The following is a 14,721-nucleotide window of genomic DNA, read 5'->3' on the forward strand; positions in this document are numbered from 1 at the left end:
CCCCGTCCCAGCCCCGTCCCAGCCTGGTCCTGGTCCTGGTCCTGGTTCCAGCCTGCTCCTGGTCGGCGTGGACGCCCGCCCTGCCCTCGAGCGGCACGTAGCCAGCAAGTACCAGGCAGTCGGCAAGTACCAGGCAGTCGGCAAGTACAAGTACATGGAGCGGCCGATGACAGCCACAACGAGTACCGTCGGCGGGCTCGTCCTCGCCGCCGGGGCCGGACGTCGCTTCGGTGCTCCAAAAGCTCTGGTCACCCTGAGTGGTGAACCTCTGGTCCGGCGATGCGCCCGGATGCTCACTGACGGTGGATGCGTCCCGGTGCTTGTGGTTCTCGGCGCGCGGGCGGCTGACGTGATCAGATCCACCGGCCTGCCCGGGGGGCAGGTCGTCCTGGCGCCGGACTGGGCGGTGGGGATGAGCGCGTCGCTGCGTCGCGGGCTCGCGGCGTTTGCCGCCGGCGGGGCAGGCCCTGCCGGCTCCGCCGGCGGGGAGCGAACCGGCGGGGAGCGGAACAGCCAGGGCCGGAGCAGCGAAGAGCGGCGGGACGACGAAGACCCGCGGGACGACGAAGCCCGGCGGAACGACGGAGACCGGCGGAGCAGTGGGCGGCGGCCGGCGGGACACACCGGTGTCGAGGCGGTCGTGATCGCGCTGGTCGACCAGCCGCTGATCGGCGCTGAGGCGGTGCGCAGGCTGCTCGCGGCCCATGCCGCCGGTGCCGTCGCGGCGGTCGCCAGCTACGGCGGGCAACCGCGCAACCCGGTCCTGCTGGACAGGACGGTGTGGGCCGAGGTGTCCACCCTCGCCCATGGTGACATCGGGGCGCGGGCCTGGCTGCGGAGCAATCCGGACCAGGTCGTCATGGTGCCCTGCGACGGCACCGGCTCCCCCCACGACGTCGACACCCCCGACGACCTGGCGGCGCTGGTCGCCTCCAGCCCGGTCACACCCGATCTGATCACGCCCGGTTCGGCCGCGGCTGGCGGTCGGCCGTCGGCGCCGCCCGGCAGCGACGGCCGACCGCCGGACATCGACCCGCCGGACATCGACCCGCCGGACATCGACCCGCCGGACATCGACCCGCCGGTCTGATCGTCGGGGCGGTTTTCGTGCGATCCGGTCAGTTGGCAAGCCCTCGTGGGGGGAGGCCGGCCGTACGGTAGACATCGTCGATGAGGCGCATGGTGACGACCGCGTCCTCGGCCGGTGTCAGTGTCGGTTCGCCGTACAGCACCGCGCGGGCGAAAGCACGCAACTGGGCGTCGAACGTCGTTTCCCCGCGCACTGTCTCCCGGCGGGTGTGCCCCTGCGTCGTCCAGCGGATCTGGTTGAAGACATGTGGGCGGACAAAGTTGGCGACCCGCAGTTCACCACGGTCCCCGATAACGTGGGCGGCGATCCGCAGGAAGCGCCGGGACCACAGCGAGCAGTCGATCCGCCCGGTCGAGCCGTCGGGAAAGCTGAACTCCGCGGTCATGGCGCGGTCAATGCGTGGCGCGTGCAGCAGGGCGCGCGCCGAGACGACCTTCGGTTCGCCCTCACCGAGCAGCCGCATACAGTGAATGGCATAGCACCCGGTATCCATCATGGCCCCGCCGCCGAGCTCGTAACTGTAGCGGATCTCGTCGTCGAAAAGCGGCCAGGGAATGCACATCCAGGTACGGATCGAACGCACCGTGCCGAGACTGCCGTCCCGCACGATCTTGTGCATACGCTCCGCCAGCGGGTGATACCGGTAGTGGAAGGCCTCGGTGACGACAACGCCGGCGGACGCCGCCGCCTCGGCGACGGCACGTGCCTCCGCCTCGTTGGCGGTGAACGGTTTCTCGCACAGCACGTGCTTCCCGGCCTCGATCGCGCGCAGGGTCCACTGCGCGTGCAGGGCGTTGGGCAGCGGAATGTACACCGCGTCGACGTCGGGATCGTCGAGCAGCGCGTCGTATGACTCGTGCGCCACCGGGACCGCGTATTTCTCGGCGAACCGGTCGGCCCGCTCGGTATCGCGGTCCGCCACCGCGACCACCGCGGCGGTCGGCAGCCGTGCCGCGGGTTTCATGATGGCCGCCGGGGCGATCCGAGCGGCGCCAAGAATGCCGATCCTCACCTGATCCACCGATACCGTCCTTTCCTGTTCGGTGGCCGGGAACAGCCGCCAGCTCAGTCGGGCAGCGCCGATCGTGGCGACGGCCGGAACCGGTCAGAATGCGTTTCTGTATTCGGTGTCGTGGGCACTCCTGGTAAATTGTGCAAGATCACTCTACCTCCGGTGTGGAGGCTGTCCCACGCGACCTGCGTCACTTCGACGGGCGCGGCCGATACACCCGGAAGGACGCACTGTCAATTACCGGCCGCTGTTCCATTCCCAACTACCCACCAGGACACAGTGACCCACCAGCACACCGGCACGCACACGCCTTGTTCAGCTCCCTGCCGACACCCCGGCACCCGGCATCCCGACAACCGGACACCCGAAATCCCCGCACGTTCCGAGGAGAGGCCTGAACAAAACCTTCCACTAAAGATCTTAATAAAAACACCATTCAGATCATCTATACGAAAATTTCCAACGGTCTCCAACAGGAGGAGACGTTGTTCTGTGCGTCACCGGATACCGGACGGCGAACAGCATGACTCCGGCCGCCAGGGCGACGAGGTGCCACCCGTACCGCCCGTGCTCACCACGGGAGCCGGCAGGATCTGATCTCGGGTGCCGGATTGTCGGGGGGTGGCAGCAGACCCATCTGTGCCAGGGCTGCCCGGCCGAGTGGTGTTTCCGGGTCGCCGAGGGCGAGCGGGAGGTCGAAGTGGTTCCGGGCGGGCACTACAAGATCGATAACTGGCGTTCCCGCCCGGGTCAGGGACGATACGAACTGTGCGTGCTGGGCGGCGAAGGCGGCCGTCTCGTTGTCGCCGCGGGCGACTATCAGCGGTGGGAGGTCGCCGTGGACATGGCGAACCGGGCTGTTGTGGGCCGCTTCGGCGGCGGTGAGCCTGATCTGTTCCCCGACGTAGGTGTGCCGCAGTGGCTCGAGGTCGTAGATACCGCTGAGCAGACAGGCACCGCGGATCACGTCGGAGGGGTGCAGGGCAGGCGGGAGCCAGCCGTCCATCACGCACATCGCGGCGAGATGGGCCCCGGCGGAAGAACCGCTCAGGAAGATCCGTCGGGGGTCGACGCCCAGCTCGGCGGCATGCTGGAACAACCACAGGACGGCGTTACGGACCATGGCGACGATCTCGTCCAGCCGGTGGGCGGGCGCGAGCCCGTACCCCAAGGCGGCGAAGGCCGCTCCTTTCGCGACGAAGCCCGGCGCGGCAAAGGACGATTCTTCCCTGCTCAGCTCCTGCCAGTAGCCGCCGTGGATGAAGACCTGTAGCGGCGCGTGGGGGCCGGTGGCGGGGAAGAAATGGAGCCGCTGGGCGGGGGTGTCCCCGTAGGGGATTTCCTTCCATGGCAGGGCCGCGCGGGCGTCGGCCGACCTGTCCGCGTACAGCCGCAGGTACGTTCTCATGTCGGGTACGGTCAGGCTGGGTGAATACGCCTGGTCACGTAGTTCCCGGCTGCTTTCCCATGGGGACGGTGACGTCCCGTCGGCCATGGCCCCGCCGTCTCCCACTTCTTGTCTCCACATTCTTGTCTCCCGCGTCGCCGCGGGTTCCCGCCGGCCTGGCCATCGGATTCCCGGCGAGGAGAGTCAGGGCCGCGCGCCGGCGGCGGGCCTGCCGTCGTCCGGCTGGCCGAAACAGCTCCTCGCGTCCCAGAGCTCCGGATAGAACTTCAGCGGGACCCGTTCCGCCAGATAGCCGCTACCCGTGCTGCCGCCCGTCCCAGGTTTGCCGCCGAGCTGGCGCATCACCGTCATCTGGTGCCGCAGACGCCAGATCGACCACAGCTGGTCGTGCTCGATCAGAGCTTCGGAAAGCTCCCACAGCCCGTTGTACCGATCGTCGCCGACCGCTATCTCGTGGAAGGCGGCCGCTCGCTGCCGTGGGGTGCCGACGCTGAGACCAGCGACGGCCAGCAGGGTGATGAAAGCGTCCCACAGGTCCGGTTCGGCCAGTCGTAGGGACAGCCGCTGGTGGTCCTCGGCGCTCAGCCAGGCGGCTCTGTCCAGCCAGCCGTTGTCGTCGGCACCGGACAGGAACTCTATCTCTCGGAACTGTGCCGACTGGAACCCGCTGGACGACCCGAGCGCGCCACGGAACTCAAGGAACCCGTGCGGCGTCATGGTGTCGACGACGTCGATCTGGTTCACCAGCACACGCTCGATCTCGTGGCAGCGGCGCAGCCGGAGACGGGCCCGGTAGGCGTCACCGTCGAGCATCCGGTCCCTGGCGTTGGAAAGCTCGAACAGCAGCACCTTGAACCACAGCTCGTACACCTGGTGGACGGTGATGAAGAGCAGCTCGTCGTGGGCAGGGGGCGAGCTTCTGCACCGCTGCTGGTCGAGCACGTGGGGAAGGCGCAGGTAGGTCGCGTAGGTGAGTCCGCTGTCGTGATCGACGGAAGGCCGCATATGCCCTCACCCGATCCCGTGGGCGGCGAATGCCTCGCTCGCCCCGGGAAGATCGAGGACGCCGGCGGATTCGCACATCCGCCGGGTGGCCTGGGCGGCCTCGCGGATTCGCCGAGTCGCGGCGGCCCCCCCGTAGACGTCCCGGAGCACGGTGTCGGCGGTGGGCTCGTCGAGGCCTGCGAGCAGGAGGGAGGACCGGACCGGCGCGGTGTCCCAGACGAGGCACGCCCTGATCAGAGGTGGGATGGCGTGCGCCACACGCTCCCGGAGCGAGGGCTGCAGATGCGTCCACAGCAGGTGGAAGAAAGCGACGAAGAATCGGTGGTGGCGTCCCTCGTCGCGGGCATGGTCCCGGGTCACCTCCCGGACCGCGGTGACGACCGTGGGATTGTTGGGGACTTCGTTGAGGACCGCGGTTATCAGCGTCTCGAACACGATCACCTGCAGCAGCTGGGCGAGCACCGGTTCGCCGGGGAGAATGGCGCGCCCGGTCTCCTCGAGACGTTCGACGAAACCGCCGTAGTCCCACCGGGGTATCGGGATCCCCGTGGCGGTGGCGATCTGGTCGGCCAGGTCGAGACTGTACAGCGAATGATATCCCTCGTCACAGTAGATTTTGTAGGCGTCCAGACGACATGAAGGGGGCAGGTCGAAGCCCACCCGGTTGCCGGCTATCCGCTCCGCCCCACGGTTGACGATCCTGGTCTCCAGGTGCGTGGCCGACAACAGGAACTGGTACAGGTGACGCACGGTGAGTTCCCGTGCCAGGGCGGCCGGGAGAACGCGGACGGCTTCATGGGCAAGATACGGCACCAGCTCGGACGGAAAGAACACCCGCCCTTCCTCCATTTCCTGGTGAAACGCCCGCCGGCTCCCACCGCGGACGCCCGCCGAACGGTACCAGTCGCTCATCGGCCGGGCCGCTCCCAGCGGCCATCCCGGTTTCTGCTCCATCCTCAGCCCTCGATGCTTTCATAGCGCGTGGCATCAACCGGACGGGAGACAGCGGCTCTTTCCTCACCGCACGGCCCAGCCGTGGTCGTGGTCGTGGTCGTGGTCGTGGACGCGGACGCGGACGCGGACGCGTCAAGAAAGCGAACGATACGGCTGATGCCCTCCGTCACCACGGCCCGGTCGGTGGCATAGCAGATCCGGAACCATCCCGGATCGGGGCTGGCGAAGAACTGGCCTGGCAGGACGTTGACACGGGCCCGCTCAAGAAGCCTCTCCCACAGGTCGTGTTCGGCCGCGAAGGTGGGAGCGGCCAGCCACGCCCCCAGATCGGCCCACAGCGAGAACCCCGCCCCCACCGGCACGAAGGGAATACCAGCGGCGGAGAGGAGCTCGGCCGACGAGGCATGGGAAAGGGCAAGCCGCCGACGGCTCTCCGCGAGGAAACGGGCAACCCACGCGTGGTCGGCGAGAACGTCCCGCAGAAGCGCCTGGGTGTCGGTCGAGGTCGCGGCGAAATAGGCGAGCGCCCGGGCCGCGGCGCGGACCTCGGGATCGGGACTGCACAGAACACCGATCTTGAAGCCGGGCAGCCCGAAGTCCTTCGCGAACCCCCACACGACGTGGACCCGTCCGGTTCCGGCCGTCCTCACCTCGGGATCGAGGAAGCTGACGAACGGTGTCTCGCCGAAGACCGAGCTGGCGTAGATCTCGTCCGCGATGACGTCCACCCCGTGCCGGCCGGCGACCTCGGCGATCTCCCGGAGGACCCGTGGCGGGTGGACATGGCCGACCGGGTTCCCCGGCGAGGCCAGTGCCACGGCACGGACGGTGATCCCCCGCTCGCGGGCACGGGTGAGAGCATGATCTATCCCCGAGGCCGTCACCTGGAAGTTCCCGCCCGCGCTCAGGGGCACGGGCAGCAGGCGGGCGCCGGAACGTCCGGCCAGGTCGACGTCGAAGGCCCCGTAGTAGGGAGCGGGCACGATGATCGCCTCCCCCGGGTCGCACAGGACGGAGGCGATGACGTCCAGGGCACCTGTCGCCCCGCTGACCACGACAAGGTGCCGCGGATCCACCTCCGTCCGGCAGACACCGGTGAGGAAACGGGCGAGCTGTTCCCGGAAGGCGTCGGTGCCGTGCAGCGGGGCGTAGTGGGTGTCCGCGGCGGTCAGCGGCCGCGGGCCGGTCAGCCGGGGCGCCAGCAGGTCCCACACCAGCCGGTTCTCCGCCGTGCCGAGGTTGACGTACCCGTCCGGACGCAGCCGGGGATGGTACGGATCCGCCTCCGCCCGGAAGTGCGCCGCGGCGATCGCCGGCGGCTGGGCAGCCAGCGCCGCCGCGCGCCTCGACACCATCAGTGGCCTCCCGGACGGCCGCCGCGCGCCTGACCGGATTCCGCGGGGTGCTCGGTGAACAGCCCGGGACGCACCCCCAGGCCCATCGACGCGTCCACGACCGCCCCGTGCAGCACGCAGGAACTGTCGCCGGACAGCCACCACACCAGCTCCGCGATCTCCTCCGGCCGGATCAGCCTGCCTTTCGGCAGATTCGCCTCGAAGTCGAGCCGGGCCTGCGGCGCCAGCCGGTCGAGCGTGCTCTCCCGCAGCATGGGCGTGTCGACCGCCCCCGGGCACACCGCCATGACATCGACCGGGGAATGCGCCGTCTCCGCCGCGAGATGGCGGGTCAGGTAGGCGAGCGCCGCTTTGCTCATGCCGTCCACGACGTCGAATCCCGGGAACTGGGTCACCCCGCCACCGACGCTGCAGATATTGACGATCTTCCCGTAGCCGCGGTCCAGCATGCCCGGGAGGAGGCGCCGGATCAGCCACAGCGGGCCGATGCTGTTGATCCGTAGGAACGCCTCGTCCCGGTCGTGCGGGTCCGGGACGTACCGGTCGATGCTCCGCGTGCCCACGGCGGCGTTGTTGACGAGCACGTCCACCGGGCCGGGAAGCGCCGCCAGCAGATCGTCGTGGCTGTCCCGCTCCCCCTGCCTGAACTCGAAGGCGCATACCTGGGCACCGCCAGTCGTGCGCAGGTCCGACGCGACCGACTCGGCGACGTCCCGCCGGGAGTGGTAGGTGAACCACACGTTGTCACCATTGCGAGCGAACCGTGTCACGGTGGCCAGACCCACACCACTGGAGCCACCAGTGATCAGGACGTTCCGCGGCATCGTGTCCTTTCCTGTGATCCTGTCCTGTGATCCTGTGGAGAGCGGCTCCTGTGCGCAGCGGCGCGCCGGGGCGTACGCCGGCCCGTCACGAGACGCCCGGAGCAGCCCTGAGGAGGGTGCGCCGAACCACCCGGCCCAGACGAGCTGTCGATCACGCGGTCCAGCTCCGGCAGCGTGGTCGGCAGTCATGCGGGTCGAGGCGGTCGGGTCGTTCCTCGTGGCCGGGATGTGTGCCGTCAGCGACGGCAGCACACGTCCCAGCCTGCGCCGGATGGTTACGGAAGTCTCATGACGCGGACTCTGCCCGCAGCGCCCACGGTCCGGGACGACAGCGAGTCGTGGTCAGCGGATACGGACTCTAGCAGCACTTTCACCCCGTATCCACGGTCTTCTTCCCATTTTTTCCCGGTAGGTTCGGATCGAACACGAGCGGCCTCCAGGCTTGCCCGCGACGCCAGCCGGGCTCGTGTCGGTGCGGACTTCGTACGCCCAGCTCGCGACGCATGCGGTGCCAGCATCGGATCACTGGCAGGAGTGGCCGGCCATGGCGGCGTTGACGATCAGAGATCTGGATGGCGAGGTGAAGGCGCGGCTGCGGGTCCGCGCGGCGCACAACGGCCGGTCCATGGAGGCGGAGGCCCGGGCGATCCTCCGAGCCGCCATGGCCGACGCCCCGATCGCGGCCGTCCGCCGCTCACGCTCCGCCGGCCTCGCCACCCGCAACACCCTCGCCACCCGCAACACCAGGGACTTCACCCACACCGGCATCGACCTGACAAACCCCTGGCAGACAACACCAGCCGACTGACCGGGCCGAGCATCATGGGATGATCCGACGCTGTGAGCTCCCCGTTACTTCAACCATCGGCCATCGCCGCCGCCTATCCCCACCGCTATGCGGTGGTGGACGTGGAGACCTCCGGACTGATAGCACAGCGTAGCCGGGTCCTCTCGGTAGCCGTAGTGCACGTGGCGTCCGACGGCACGGTGGAACGGCGATGGTCGACCCTGCTCGATCCGGGATGCGATCCCGGGCCGGTGCACATTCACGGGCTCACCCGCGAACGGCTGGCCGGCAGCCCCACATTCGACCTGGTGGCCGATTCTCTGCTGCCGCTGCTCGACGGCCGGATCTTCGTCGCGCACAACGCGGTTTTCGACTGGCAGATGCTTGCCACCGAAGCAATGCGGCTGGGCATCCGCCTTCCTGTCGAATGGCGGCTGTGTACCCGGGTTCTCGCCCGCCGGCTCGATCTCGACCTGCCGAACCTCAAACTGGCCACGCTGGCGGGGTACTGGGGAGTCGTCCAACGCCAGGCCCACGACGCCGTCGACGACGCCGACGTCCTCGCCGCTCTGCTGCCGCGGGCGTTGGGGCACGCCGCCAGCCAGCAACTGGACCTGCCCCTCGCCCCCTGCGGCACAGCGCGTGACAACATGGCAATCCTGCCCGCCCGGCCCCGGGCGAGCACGCGAAAACCGCCCTGCCCCTATCTCAATCCGGGGCCGCTCACCGTTGGCGGGCCGCTCGTCCAGGGCATGCGGGTTGCCTTCACCGGAGATACCGTTACTGATCGCGAAGAACTGGTCGAGAAAGCTACGGCTGCCGGACTGCACGTCACCAGCGCGGTCAGCCGTCGGACCAGCGTTGTGGTCACCAACGACATCCGCAGCGGAACGAGCAAGGCCCGCGCCGCGCTGACACATGGCACGCCAGTGCTCGACGAACGGGGCTTCCTGAACCTGCTCGACGATGTCCGTCCCGGCCGGCGCCGGGAGGAACAACGCACCCCTGAGCCCGTGCCGCTGCCGACCGCGGGCCCGACGCCGCCCGGCACGCACGCTGACACGGCGTCCGCCAGACCCGGGGCGTCCGCCAGACCCGGCCGGAGCCAGACCCGCGCCGCGCCGACAGAGGGCCTACCGGCAGGTGGCCTGCCGACGCGCCCCGTCCAGGCCCCGCCGGCTCCACCAACGCCTGCCTCTCATCCCTTCGCGGGCCGTCGCATACTTGTGCTCGGTGGAGCACACGCCGAGGCTGCCCAGCTCAGGGAGCGCATCACAGCCTTCCGCGGGATCCCCGCGGTGAACGTCACCGCGAGCCTTGCCCTCGTCGTCTGTCTGGACGGTGGCGAGCAGAACCGTCGCATGCCCCGTATCCGGCACCTCGACATCCCTGTCGTGACCGCCGAGGCATTCCTGCGTGACATCGCGGGCCAGCGCCATCCCGGACCGGCAGCAGGCGGGACCGGGCCCGATGCGACAGTTGCCGCCGGCGCACCCCAGCCACCCGCCGGCCAGGTGCTCACCGGACGGGTCCTGCCCCGCGGCGGCGTCCAGGATCTGCCGACGGCCGCTGCCGGCACACGATGGGCCATCGCTGCCACCTGGTCCTGGGAGGTCCGCGATGTCGACCTTGTCGCGTTCCTCGTCGGTGACGACGATCTGGTTGGGACCGATGACGACTTCGTGTTCTACAACCAGCCGCAGGCTGCCGACGAGGCTGTCGTGCTCCGGGTCGACGGCCCCGCGGAACAGGCCATCACGGTGGATCTCGCCGCCATCCCGGATGACACACGAAAGATCATCATCGCGGCGGCTCTCGACGGATCCCGGACGTTCGGTGAGATCGGGCCGATCGAAGTCGGCGCTCAGACACCGGACGCGGCAACGTGGCTGCGTGCCACCCTCGACGCCGCCACCACCGAACGGACCCTGATACTCGCCGAGATCTACCGGCGGGCGGACGCCTGGCGCTTCCGGGTCGTCGGCCAGGGTTACAACCACGAACTCGCCGACCTGGCCCGCGCCCACGGCATCGAGGTCGAGGACTGAAAGTGGCACGCGAATGGCACGGCGTTGCGAGCTTCTGTCCTGTAAAGCGGCTCGGATCCGTCCACCAACCTCCAGGCTTGTCCGCAACGTCAGCCGGGTCTGGCGCGCACTCCGCTCACGTGCGGCTTGCAATGCATGCAGTGCTAGCATTGGATCGTCGGAAGGAGTGACTGGAAGGGGTGGTAGGTCATGGCGGCGTTGACGATCAGGGATCTGGACGACGAGGTGAAGGCGCGGCTGCGGGTCCGCGCGGCGCACAACGGCCGGTCCATGGAGGCGGAGGCCCGGGCGATCCTCCGGGCCGCCCTGACCGGGCCGGCCCCGCGACGCGGGCTGGGCAGCCAGATCCACCAGTACTTCGCGGACCTCGACGAGGACGTGGAGCTCGCCCTGCCGCCACGCACGGAGCCACCGAGGGCGGCGGACTTCTCCTCATGATCGCACTGGACACGAACGTCGTCTCGGAGCTGATGCGCGCCCGGGCCGACCCAGGGGTCGTCGCCTGGGTCGACAGCCAGCCCGCCGACGAGATCTACCTGACCGCGGTGACCCTGGCCGAGCTGCGCTACGGCATCGCCCGGCTGCCCGAGGGGCGACGCCGCACCGACCTGGCCGACCGGCTGCGACGTGCCGTCGAGGCGGGTTTCACCGGCCGTGTCCTGCCCTTCGACGACGACGCGGCGGCCCACTACGCGGACATCGTCGTGGGCCGCGAGCGGCAGGGCCTGTCCATCGCCATGGCCGACGCCCAGATCGCGGCCATCTGCCGCTCACACTCCGCCGACCTCGCCACCCGCAACACCAAGGACTTCGTCCACACCGGCATCGACCTCACAGACCCCTGGCAGGCAACAGCCGACTGACAGCCAGATGATCCCAGGGCACGCCAACCCCCCGCAGGCACGACTCGCCCAACCACCAAAAATCGTAGGGGGATCGTAGGGGGTTCGGGGGATTCGATCCCCCGGCAGATATTGCGAAACGACCCGGTCGGGGCTCCCCCGACAGACCTGTCCCAGAGTGGAGCGGGCGACGGGAATCGAACCCGCGTTGCAAGCTTGGGAAGCTCGTGTTCTGCCTCTGAACTACGCCCGCGTGCTGCCTTCAGCATCCTACAGGCTCGCGTGGGCGAGGTGCGGCGGGACCCGGCCGGCGTGGGCCAGGCACGGCCTGGGCAGGCCGGCGCCGGTCGGCGGGCACGTGTCGCTACAGGACGGACGACACACGGTATATCCGCCCGGAGGGCGCGATCCACGTCCGTGAGCAGATCTTTTACTACTCTCCCGAATCGATGTGCTACTCAGAGCACACGTCCGGGAGGAATACGTGCAGTTTCGCAAGAGCATGATCTCGCTGACGGCTGGAGCCCTGCTCCTTGCCGGTACCGCCTTCGTCGACGCCACATCCGCCTCGGCCGCGCCCGCCTCCGCGACCGACGGCGCCACGATCACTGTCGGTGCGACGACCGGTGGCTCGACGGCCGGCGATCCGACGGGTGGGCACCGGTCGCTGGACGAGTGTTCGGAGGCCGACTTCCGTGGCGACTCGCGGCTGGGCCCCCAGAAACTGCCGGTCGTCGGTGAGGTGGGCCGGCAGCTGTCCCACTACCAGCGCACCGGCGGGGAGCCGGTCCAGCAGTTCCTGGACACCTGGTGGGACCCGTCCGCCCGGTCCGGCCAGGGCGGCTGGCAGTACCCGCCGAAGGACGGATACCTGATCAACCCGGACGGCACCCCGCAGCGGACGGTGACATCGCTGGCCCCGGGGCTGGAGTTCGACCGCTTCGGTGGCACCAGCGGCAACTTCGCCTCCCCGGAGGGGACGAAATACGCCGCCCGGGCCATCCCGCCGTCCAACCTGGACTCCACGACGGACCCGGGCAGCTGCAACTACCACGACTACCGGGTGCTGCGGACGTTCTCCGTCTACAGCGGCGCCATCCGGCCGTGGTTCGACCAGCCCGGCTACGGACAGCAGTACCAGGTGGTCAGCGCACTCATCCCGGGCGCGCCGGTCGTCGACCCGGTCACCGACGCGCTGCCCATCCAGTGGCTGCTCGACAACCAGCTCATCTGCTCGACGACCGACGCGGCCTACCTCTGCCCGTGACGGGACGGCAGTGCGAAGAATGAGGGGATGCCCCCGTCCGACGACCGCGACAGGGCCGACGGCCGGTAGCGTGCTCGGACGTGCTGCTGTCTGACCGGGATATCCGAGCCGAGATCGCCGCGGGACGCGTCCGCCTGGAACCGTACGATCCGGTTCTCGTCCAGCCCAGCAGTATCGACCTGCGGCTCGACCGGTGGTTCCGGGTGTTCCAGAACCACCGGTACAGCCACATCGACCCCGCCATCGAGCAGGAGGACCTGACCGAGCTCATCGCGCCGGACGTCGACGAGCCGTTCGTCCTGCATCCCGGGGAGTTCGTCCTCGGCTCGACCCTCGAGATCATCAGCCTGCCGGACGATCTCGCCGGCCGGCTGGAGGGCAAGTCCAGCCTCGGCCGCCTGGGCCTGCTCACGCACTCGACCGCGGGGTTCATCGACCCGGGCTTCTCCGGCCATGTCACCCTTGAGCTGTCGAACGTGGCCACCCTGCCCATCAAGATCTGGCCAGGCATGAAGATCGGTCAGCTGTGCCTGTTCCGGCTGTCCTCGCCGGCGACGCATCCGTACGGCTCGGCCGTCTACGGCTCGCGCTACCAGGGCCAGCGCGGCCCCACGCCGTCCCGCGCCTACCGCGACTTCACCCGCGCCGCCGTCTCCCCGGAGGACCACAACCGCGACCGTAACCACAATCGCGACCACACCGGGTAACATCCGTGCGGGCGCGGCGGATGCGCAGCAGTCGCACGGGCATGGTGGCACCGGCGCGTCCGCGCGGGCACGGCGGTCGTCTCACGGGTTCGGGCGGAAGCGCACCGGCTCCCGTCCGAACGGCTGGCCGGGAGCCGGCCGGGTGGGCGACGGCGGCACCGGACGGCTCACCGGCTCCTTCGTCGTCACCCACACCTGCTCGCCGTGGTGGACGATGACGGTCGGGTCGCCGCGCAGCAGCACGTAGGACGCGACGGCGTCGGTGACCTCGACCCGCAGCCGCCGGCCCCGCCGGGACAGCGTGAACGCCAGCCTGCTGATCCCCTCCGGCAGCCGGGGGGCGAACGACAGCGTCTCCCCGGTGTCGCGCAGCCCGCCGAACCCCTCGACCAGCGCGATCCAGCTCCCGGCGAGCGAGGCGATGTGCAGGCCGTCCACGGCCCGGTTCGACAGGTCGCGCAGGTCTGTCAGCGCGGCCTCGCGCAGGTAGTCGTGGGCGAGCCCGAGGTGGCCGACCTCGGCGGCCATCACCGCCTGACAGCACGCCGACAACGACGAGTCGCGGACGGTCAGGGCCTCGTAGTAGGCGAAGTTGCGGGCCTTCTGCTCCTCGGTGAACGCGTCCCCCCTGCGCACCATCGCCAGCACCAGATCGGCCTGTTTGACGACCTGCTTGCGGTACAGGTCGAAATACGGGAAGTGCAGCAGCATCGGGTACTGGTCGGGGCGGGTGCGCTCGAAGTCCCACACCTGGTGGCGGGTGAACCCCTCGGACTGCGGATGCACGCCCAGCTTCTCGTCGAACGGGATGTACATGTCCTCGGCGGCGTCGCGCCAGGACGCGGTCTCCTCCGCGTCCACGCCGAGTTCGCGCGCCCTGTCCGGATGCCGCCGGACGGCGTTCGCCGCCTCGACGAGGTTCTGCTGCGCCATCAGGTTCGTGTAGACGTTGTTGTCCGCGACGACGCTGTACTCGTCCGGGCCGGTCACGCCGTCGATGTTGAAGTCGCCGTCGAGGTCGTGGTGGCCGAGGGAGCGCCACAGCCGGGCGGTGTCGACGAGCAGTTCCAGGCCGACGTCGCGCTCGAAGGCGTCGTCCCCGGTCGCGCGGACGTAGCGGACGACCGCGTCCGCGATGTCGGCGTTGATGTGGAACGCCGCCGTGCCCGCCGGCCAGTACCCCGAGCACTCCTCGCCGTGGATCGTCCGCCAGGGGAACGCCGCGCCGGAGAAACCGAGCGTACGGGCCCGTTCCCGGGCCAGCGGCAGGGTGGCCTGCCGCCAGCGCAGGGCGTCCGCCGCCGCGTGCGGGGCGGTGTAGGTGAGCATCGGCAGGACGTAGCTCTCGGTGTCCCAGAAGGCGTGCCCGTCGTAGCCGGTGCCGGTCAGCCCCTTGGCCGGGATCGACCGGCGCTCGGCCCG

General features: G+C 69.5%; 14 protein-coding genes and 1 tRNA gene. 7 read left to right on the forward strand and 8 right to left on the reverse strand.

From position 1 onward, the window contains the following. Positions 1–1,090, forward strand: a 1,090-nt coding sequence (locus AC5LUJ_RS16605) for a nucleotidyltransferase family protein (protein WP_493465253.1), incomplete at its 5' end; no start/stop codon positions are given. Positions 1,091–1,118: 28 nt separating this feature from the next. Here the strand turns inward: AC5LUJ_RS16605 and AC5LUJ_RS16610 are convergent. The 6 genes from AC5LUJ_RS16610 to AC5LUJ_RS16635 all read right to left on the reverse strand — a co-directional run bounded on the left by AC5LUJ_RS16610 (position 1,119) and on the right by AC5LUJ_RS16635 (position 7,648). Beyond that, positions 1,119–2,111: a Gfo/Idh/MocA family protein gene (locus AC5LUJ_RS16610; RefSeq protein ID WP_250285392.1), complete on the reverse strand. Its 993-nt coding sequence runs from the start codon at positions 2,109–2,111 to the stop codon at positions 1,119–1,121. A 562-nt stretch (positions 2,112–2,673) separates the two neighbouring features. After that, entirely contained in the window at positions 2,674–3,510 is an 837-nt protein-coding gene (locus tag AC5LUJ_RS16615; RefSeq protein ID WP_250289871.1) for an alpha/beta hydrolase, read from the reverse strand. A gap of 183 nt (positions 3,511–3,693) precedes the next feature. Next, positions 3,694–4,515 carry a tryptophan 2,3-dioxygenase family protein gene (locus AC5LUJ_RS16620; RefSeq protein ID WP_250285390.1) on the reverse strand — a complete coding sequence of 274 codons (822 nt, stop codon included), beginning with the start codon at positions 4,513–4,515 and terminating at the stop codon, positions 3,694–3,696. 6 nt (positions 4,516–4,521) lie between these two features. Next, a complete protein-coding gene (locus AC5LUJ_RS16625; RefSeq protein WP_493465254.1) occupies positions 4,522–5,469 on the reverse strand; it encodes a diiron oxygenase in 948 nt (315 codons plus the stop codon). A 2-nt stretch (positions 5,470–5,471) separates the two neighbouring features. Then, a complete protein-coding gene (locus AC5LUJ_RS16630; protein ID WP_250289870.1) occupies positions 5,472–6,824 on the reverse strand; it encodes an aminotransferase class I/II-fold pyridoxal phosphate-dependent enzyme in 1,353 nt (450 codons plus the stop codon). Next, on the reverse strand, positions 6,824–7,648 hold the full coding sequence (locus AC5LUJ_RS16635) for an SDR family NAD(P)-dependent oxidoreductase (RefSeq protein WP_250285387.1): 825 nt from the start codon (positions 7,646–7,648) through the stop codon (positions 6,824–6,826). Before AC5LUJ_RS16635 ends, AC5LUJ_RS16630 begins: the two co-directional genes overlap by 1 nt. Before the next feature lie 544 nt (positions 7,649–8,192). On the opposite strand from AC5LUJ_RS16635, the gene AC5LUJ_RS16640 reads away from it, so the two are divergent. The 4 genes from AC5LUJ_RS16640 to AC5LUJ_RS16655 all read left to right on the forward strand — a co-directional run bounded on the left by AC5LUJ_RS16640 (position 8,193) and on the right by AC5LUJ_RS16655 (position 11,346). Next, positions 8,193–8,456, forward strand: a complete 264-nt coding sequence (locus AC5LUJ_RS16640; RefSeq protein ID WP_250285386.1) for a FitA-like ribbon-helix-helix domain-containing protein — start codon at positions 8,193–8,195, stop codon at positions 8,454–8,456. A 32-nt stretch (positions 8,457–8,488) separates the two neighbouring features. Beyond that, entirely contained in the window at positions 8,489–10,483 is a 1,995-nt protein-coding gene (locus AC5LUJ_RS16645; protein ID WP_250289868.1) for a DEDDh family exonuclease, read from the forward strand. 189 nt (positions 10,484–10,672) lie between these two features. Beyond that, the gene (locus AC5LUJ_RS16650; RefSeq protein ID WP_250289866.1) at positions 10,673–10,921 is read left to right on the forward strand and encodes a FitA-like ribbon-helix-helix domain-containing protein; all 249 of its coding nucleotides are present in this window, start codon (positions 10,673–10,675) and stop codon (positions 10,919–10,921) included. Next, complete coding sequence (locus AC5LUJ_RS16655; protein ID WP_250289864.1) at positions 10,918–11,346, forward strand: type II toxin-antitoxin system VapC family toxin; 429 nt, start codon at positions 10,918–10,920, stop codon at positions 11,344–11,346. The genes AC5LUJ_RS16650 and AC5LUJ_RS16655 overlap by 4 nt, the downstream gene beginning before the upstream one ends. 158 nt (positions 11,347–11,504) lie before the next feature. Here the strand turns inward: AC5LUJ_RS16655 and AC5LUJ_RS16660 are convergent. Continuing rightward, positions 11,505–11,578: transfer RNA gene (locus AC5LUJ_RS16660), tRNA-Gly, on the reverse strand. Between the two features lie 231 nt (positions 11,579–11,809). Between AC5LUJ_RS16660 and AC5LUJ_RS16665 the strand changes: the two genes are divergently transcribed. Beyond that, entirely contained in the window at positions 11,810–12,592 is a 783-nt protein-coding gene (locus AC5LUJ_RS16665; protein WP_250285593.1) for a TNT domain-containing protein, read from the forward strand. Between the two features lie 80 nt (positions 12,593–12,672). Next, positions 12,673–13,299 (forward strand): dCTP deaminase, encoded by a 627-nt coding sequence (gene dcd / locus AC5LUJ_RS16670; protein WP_250289862.1) that lies wholly within the window; start codon positions 12,673–12,675, stop codon positions 13,297–13,299. Between the two features lie 81 nt (positions 13,300–13,380). On the opposite strand, the gene AC5LUJ_RS16675 is transcribed toward dcd, so the two are convergent. Next, positions 13,381–14,721 (reverse strand): glycoside hydrolase family 65 protein (locus AC5LUJ_RS16675; RefSeq protein ID WP_493465255.1); only part of this gene is annotated, 1,341 nt, incomplete at its 5' end.

The organism is Protofrankia sp. CiP1_Cm_nod3, from assembly GCF_982290655.1.

Coding starts and splice junctions, on each gene's coding strand:
- AC5LUJ_RS16615 (WP_250289871.1), bottom strand. CDS start 3,510: ATGAGAACGTACCTGCGGCTGTACGCGGACAGGTCGGCCGACGCCCGC.
- AC5LUJ_RS16620 (WP_250285390.1), bottom strand. CDS start 4,515: ATGCGGCCTTCCGTCGATCACGACAGCGGACTCACCTACGCGACCTAC.
- AC5LUJ_RS16625 (WP_493465254.1), bottom strand. CDS start 5,469: ATGGAGCAGAAACCGGGATGGCCGCTGGGAGCGGCCCGGCCGATGAGC.
- AC5LUJ_RS16630 (WP_250289870.1), bottom strand. CDS start 6,824: ATGGTGTCGAGGCGCGCGGCGGCGCTGGCTGCCCAGCCGCCGGCGATC.
- AC5LUJ_RS16635 (WP_250285387.1), bottom strand. CDS start 7,648: ATGCCGCGGAACGTCCTGATCACTGGTGGCTCCAGTGGTGTGGGTCTG.
- AC5LUJ_RS16640 (WP_250285386.1), top strand. CDS start 8,193: ATGGCGGCGTTGACGATCAGAGATCTGGATGGCGAGGTGAAGGCGCGG.
- AC5LUJ_RS16650 (WP_250289866.1), top strand. CDS start 10,673: ATGGCGGCGTTGACGATCAGGGATCTGGACGACGAGGTGAAGGCGCGG.
- AC5LUJ_RS16655 (WP_250289864.1), top strand. CDS start 10,918: ATGATCGCACTGGACACGAACGTCGTCTCGGAGCTGATGCGCGCCCGG.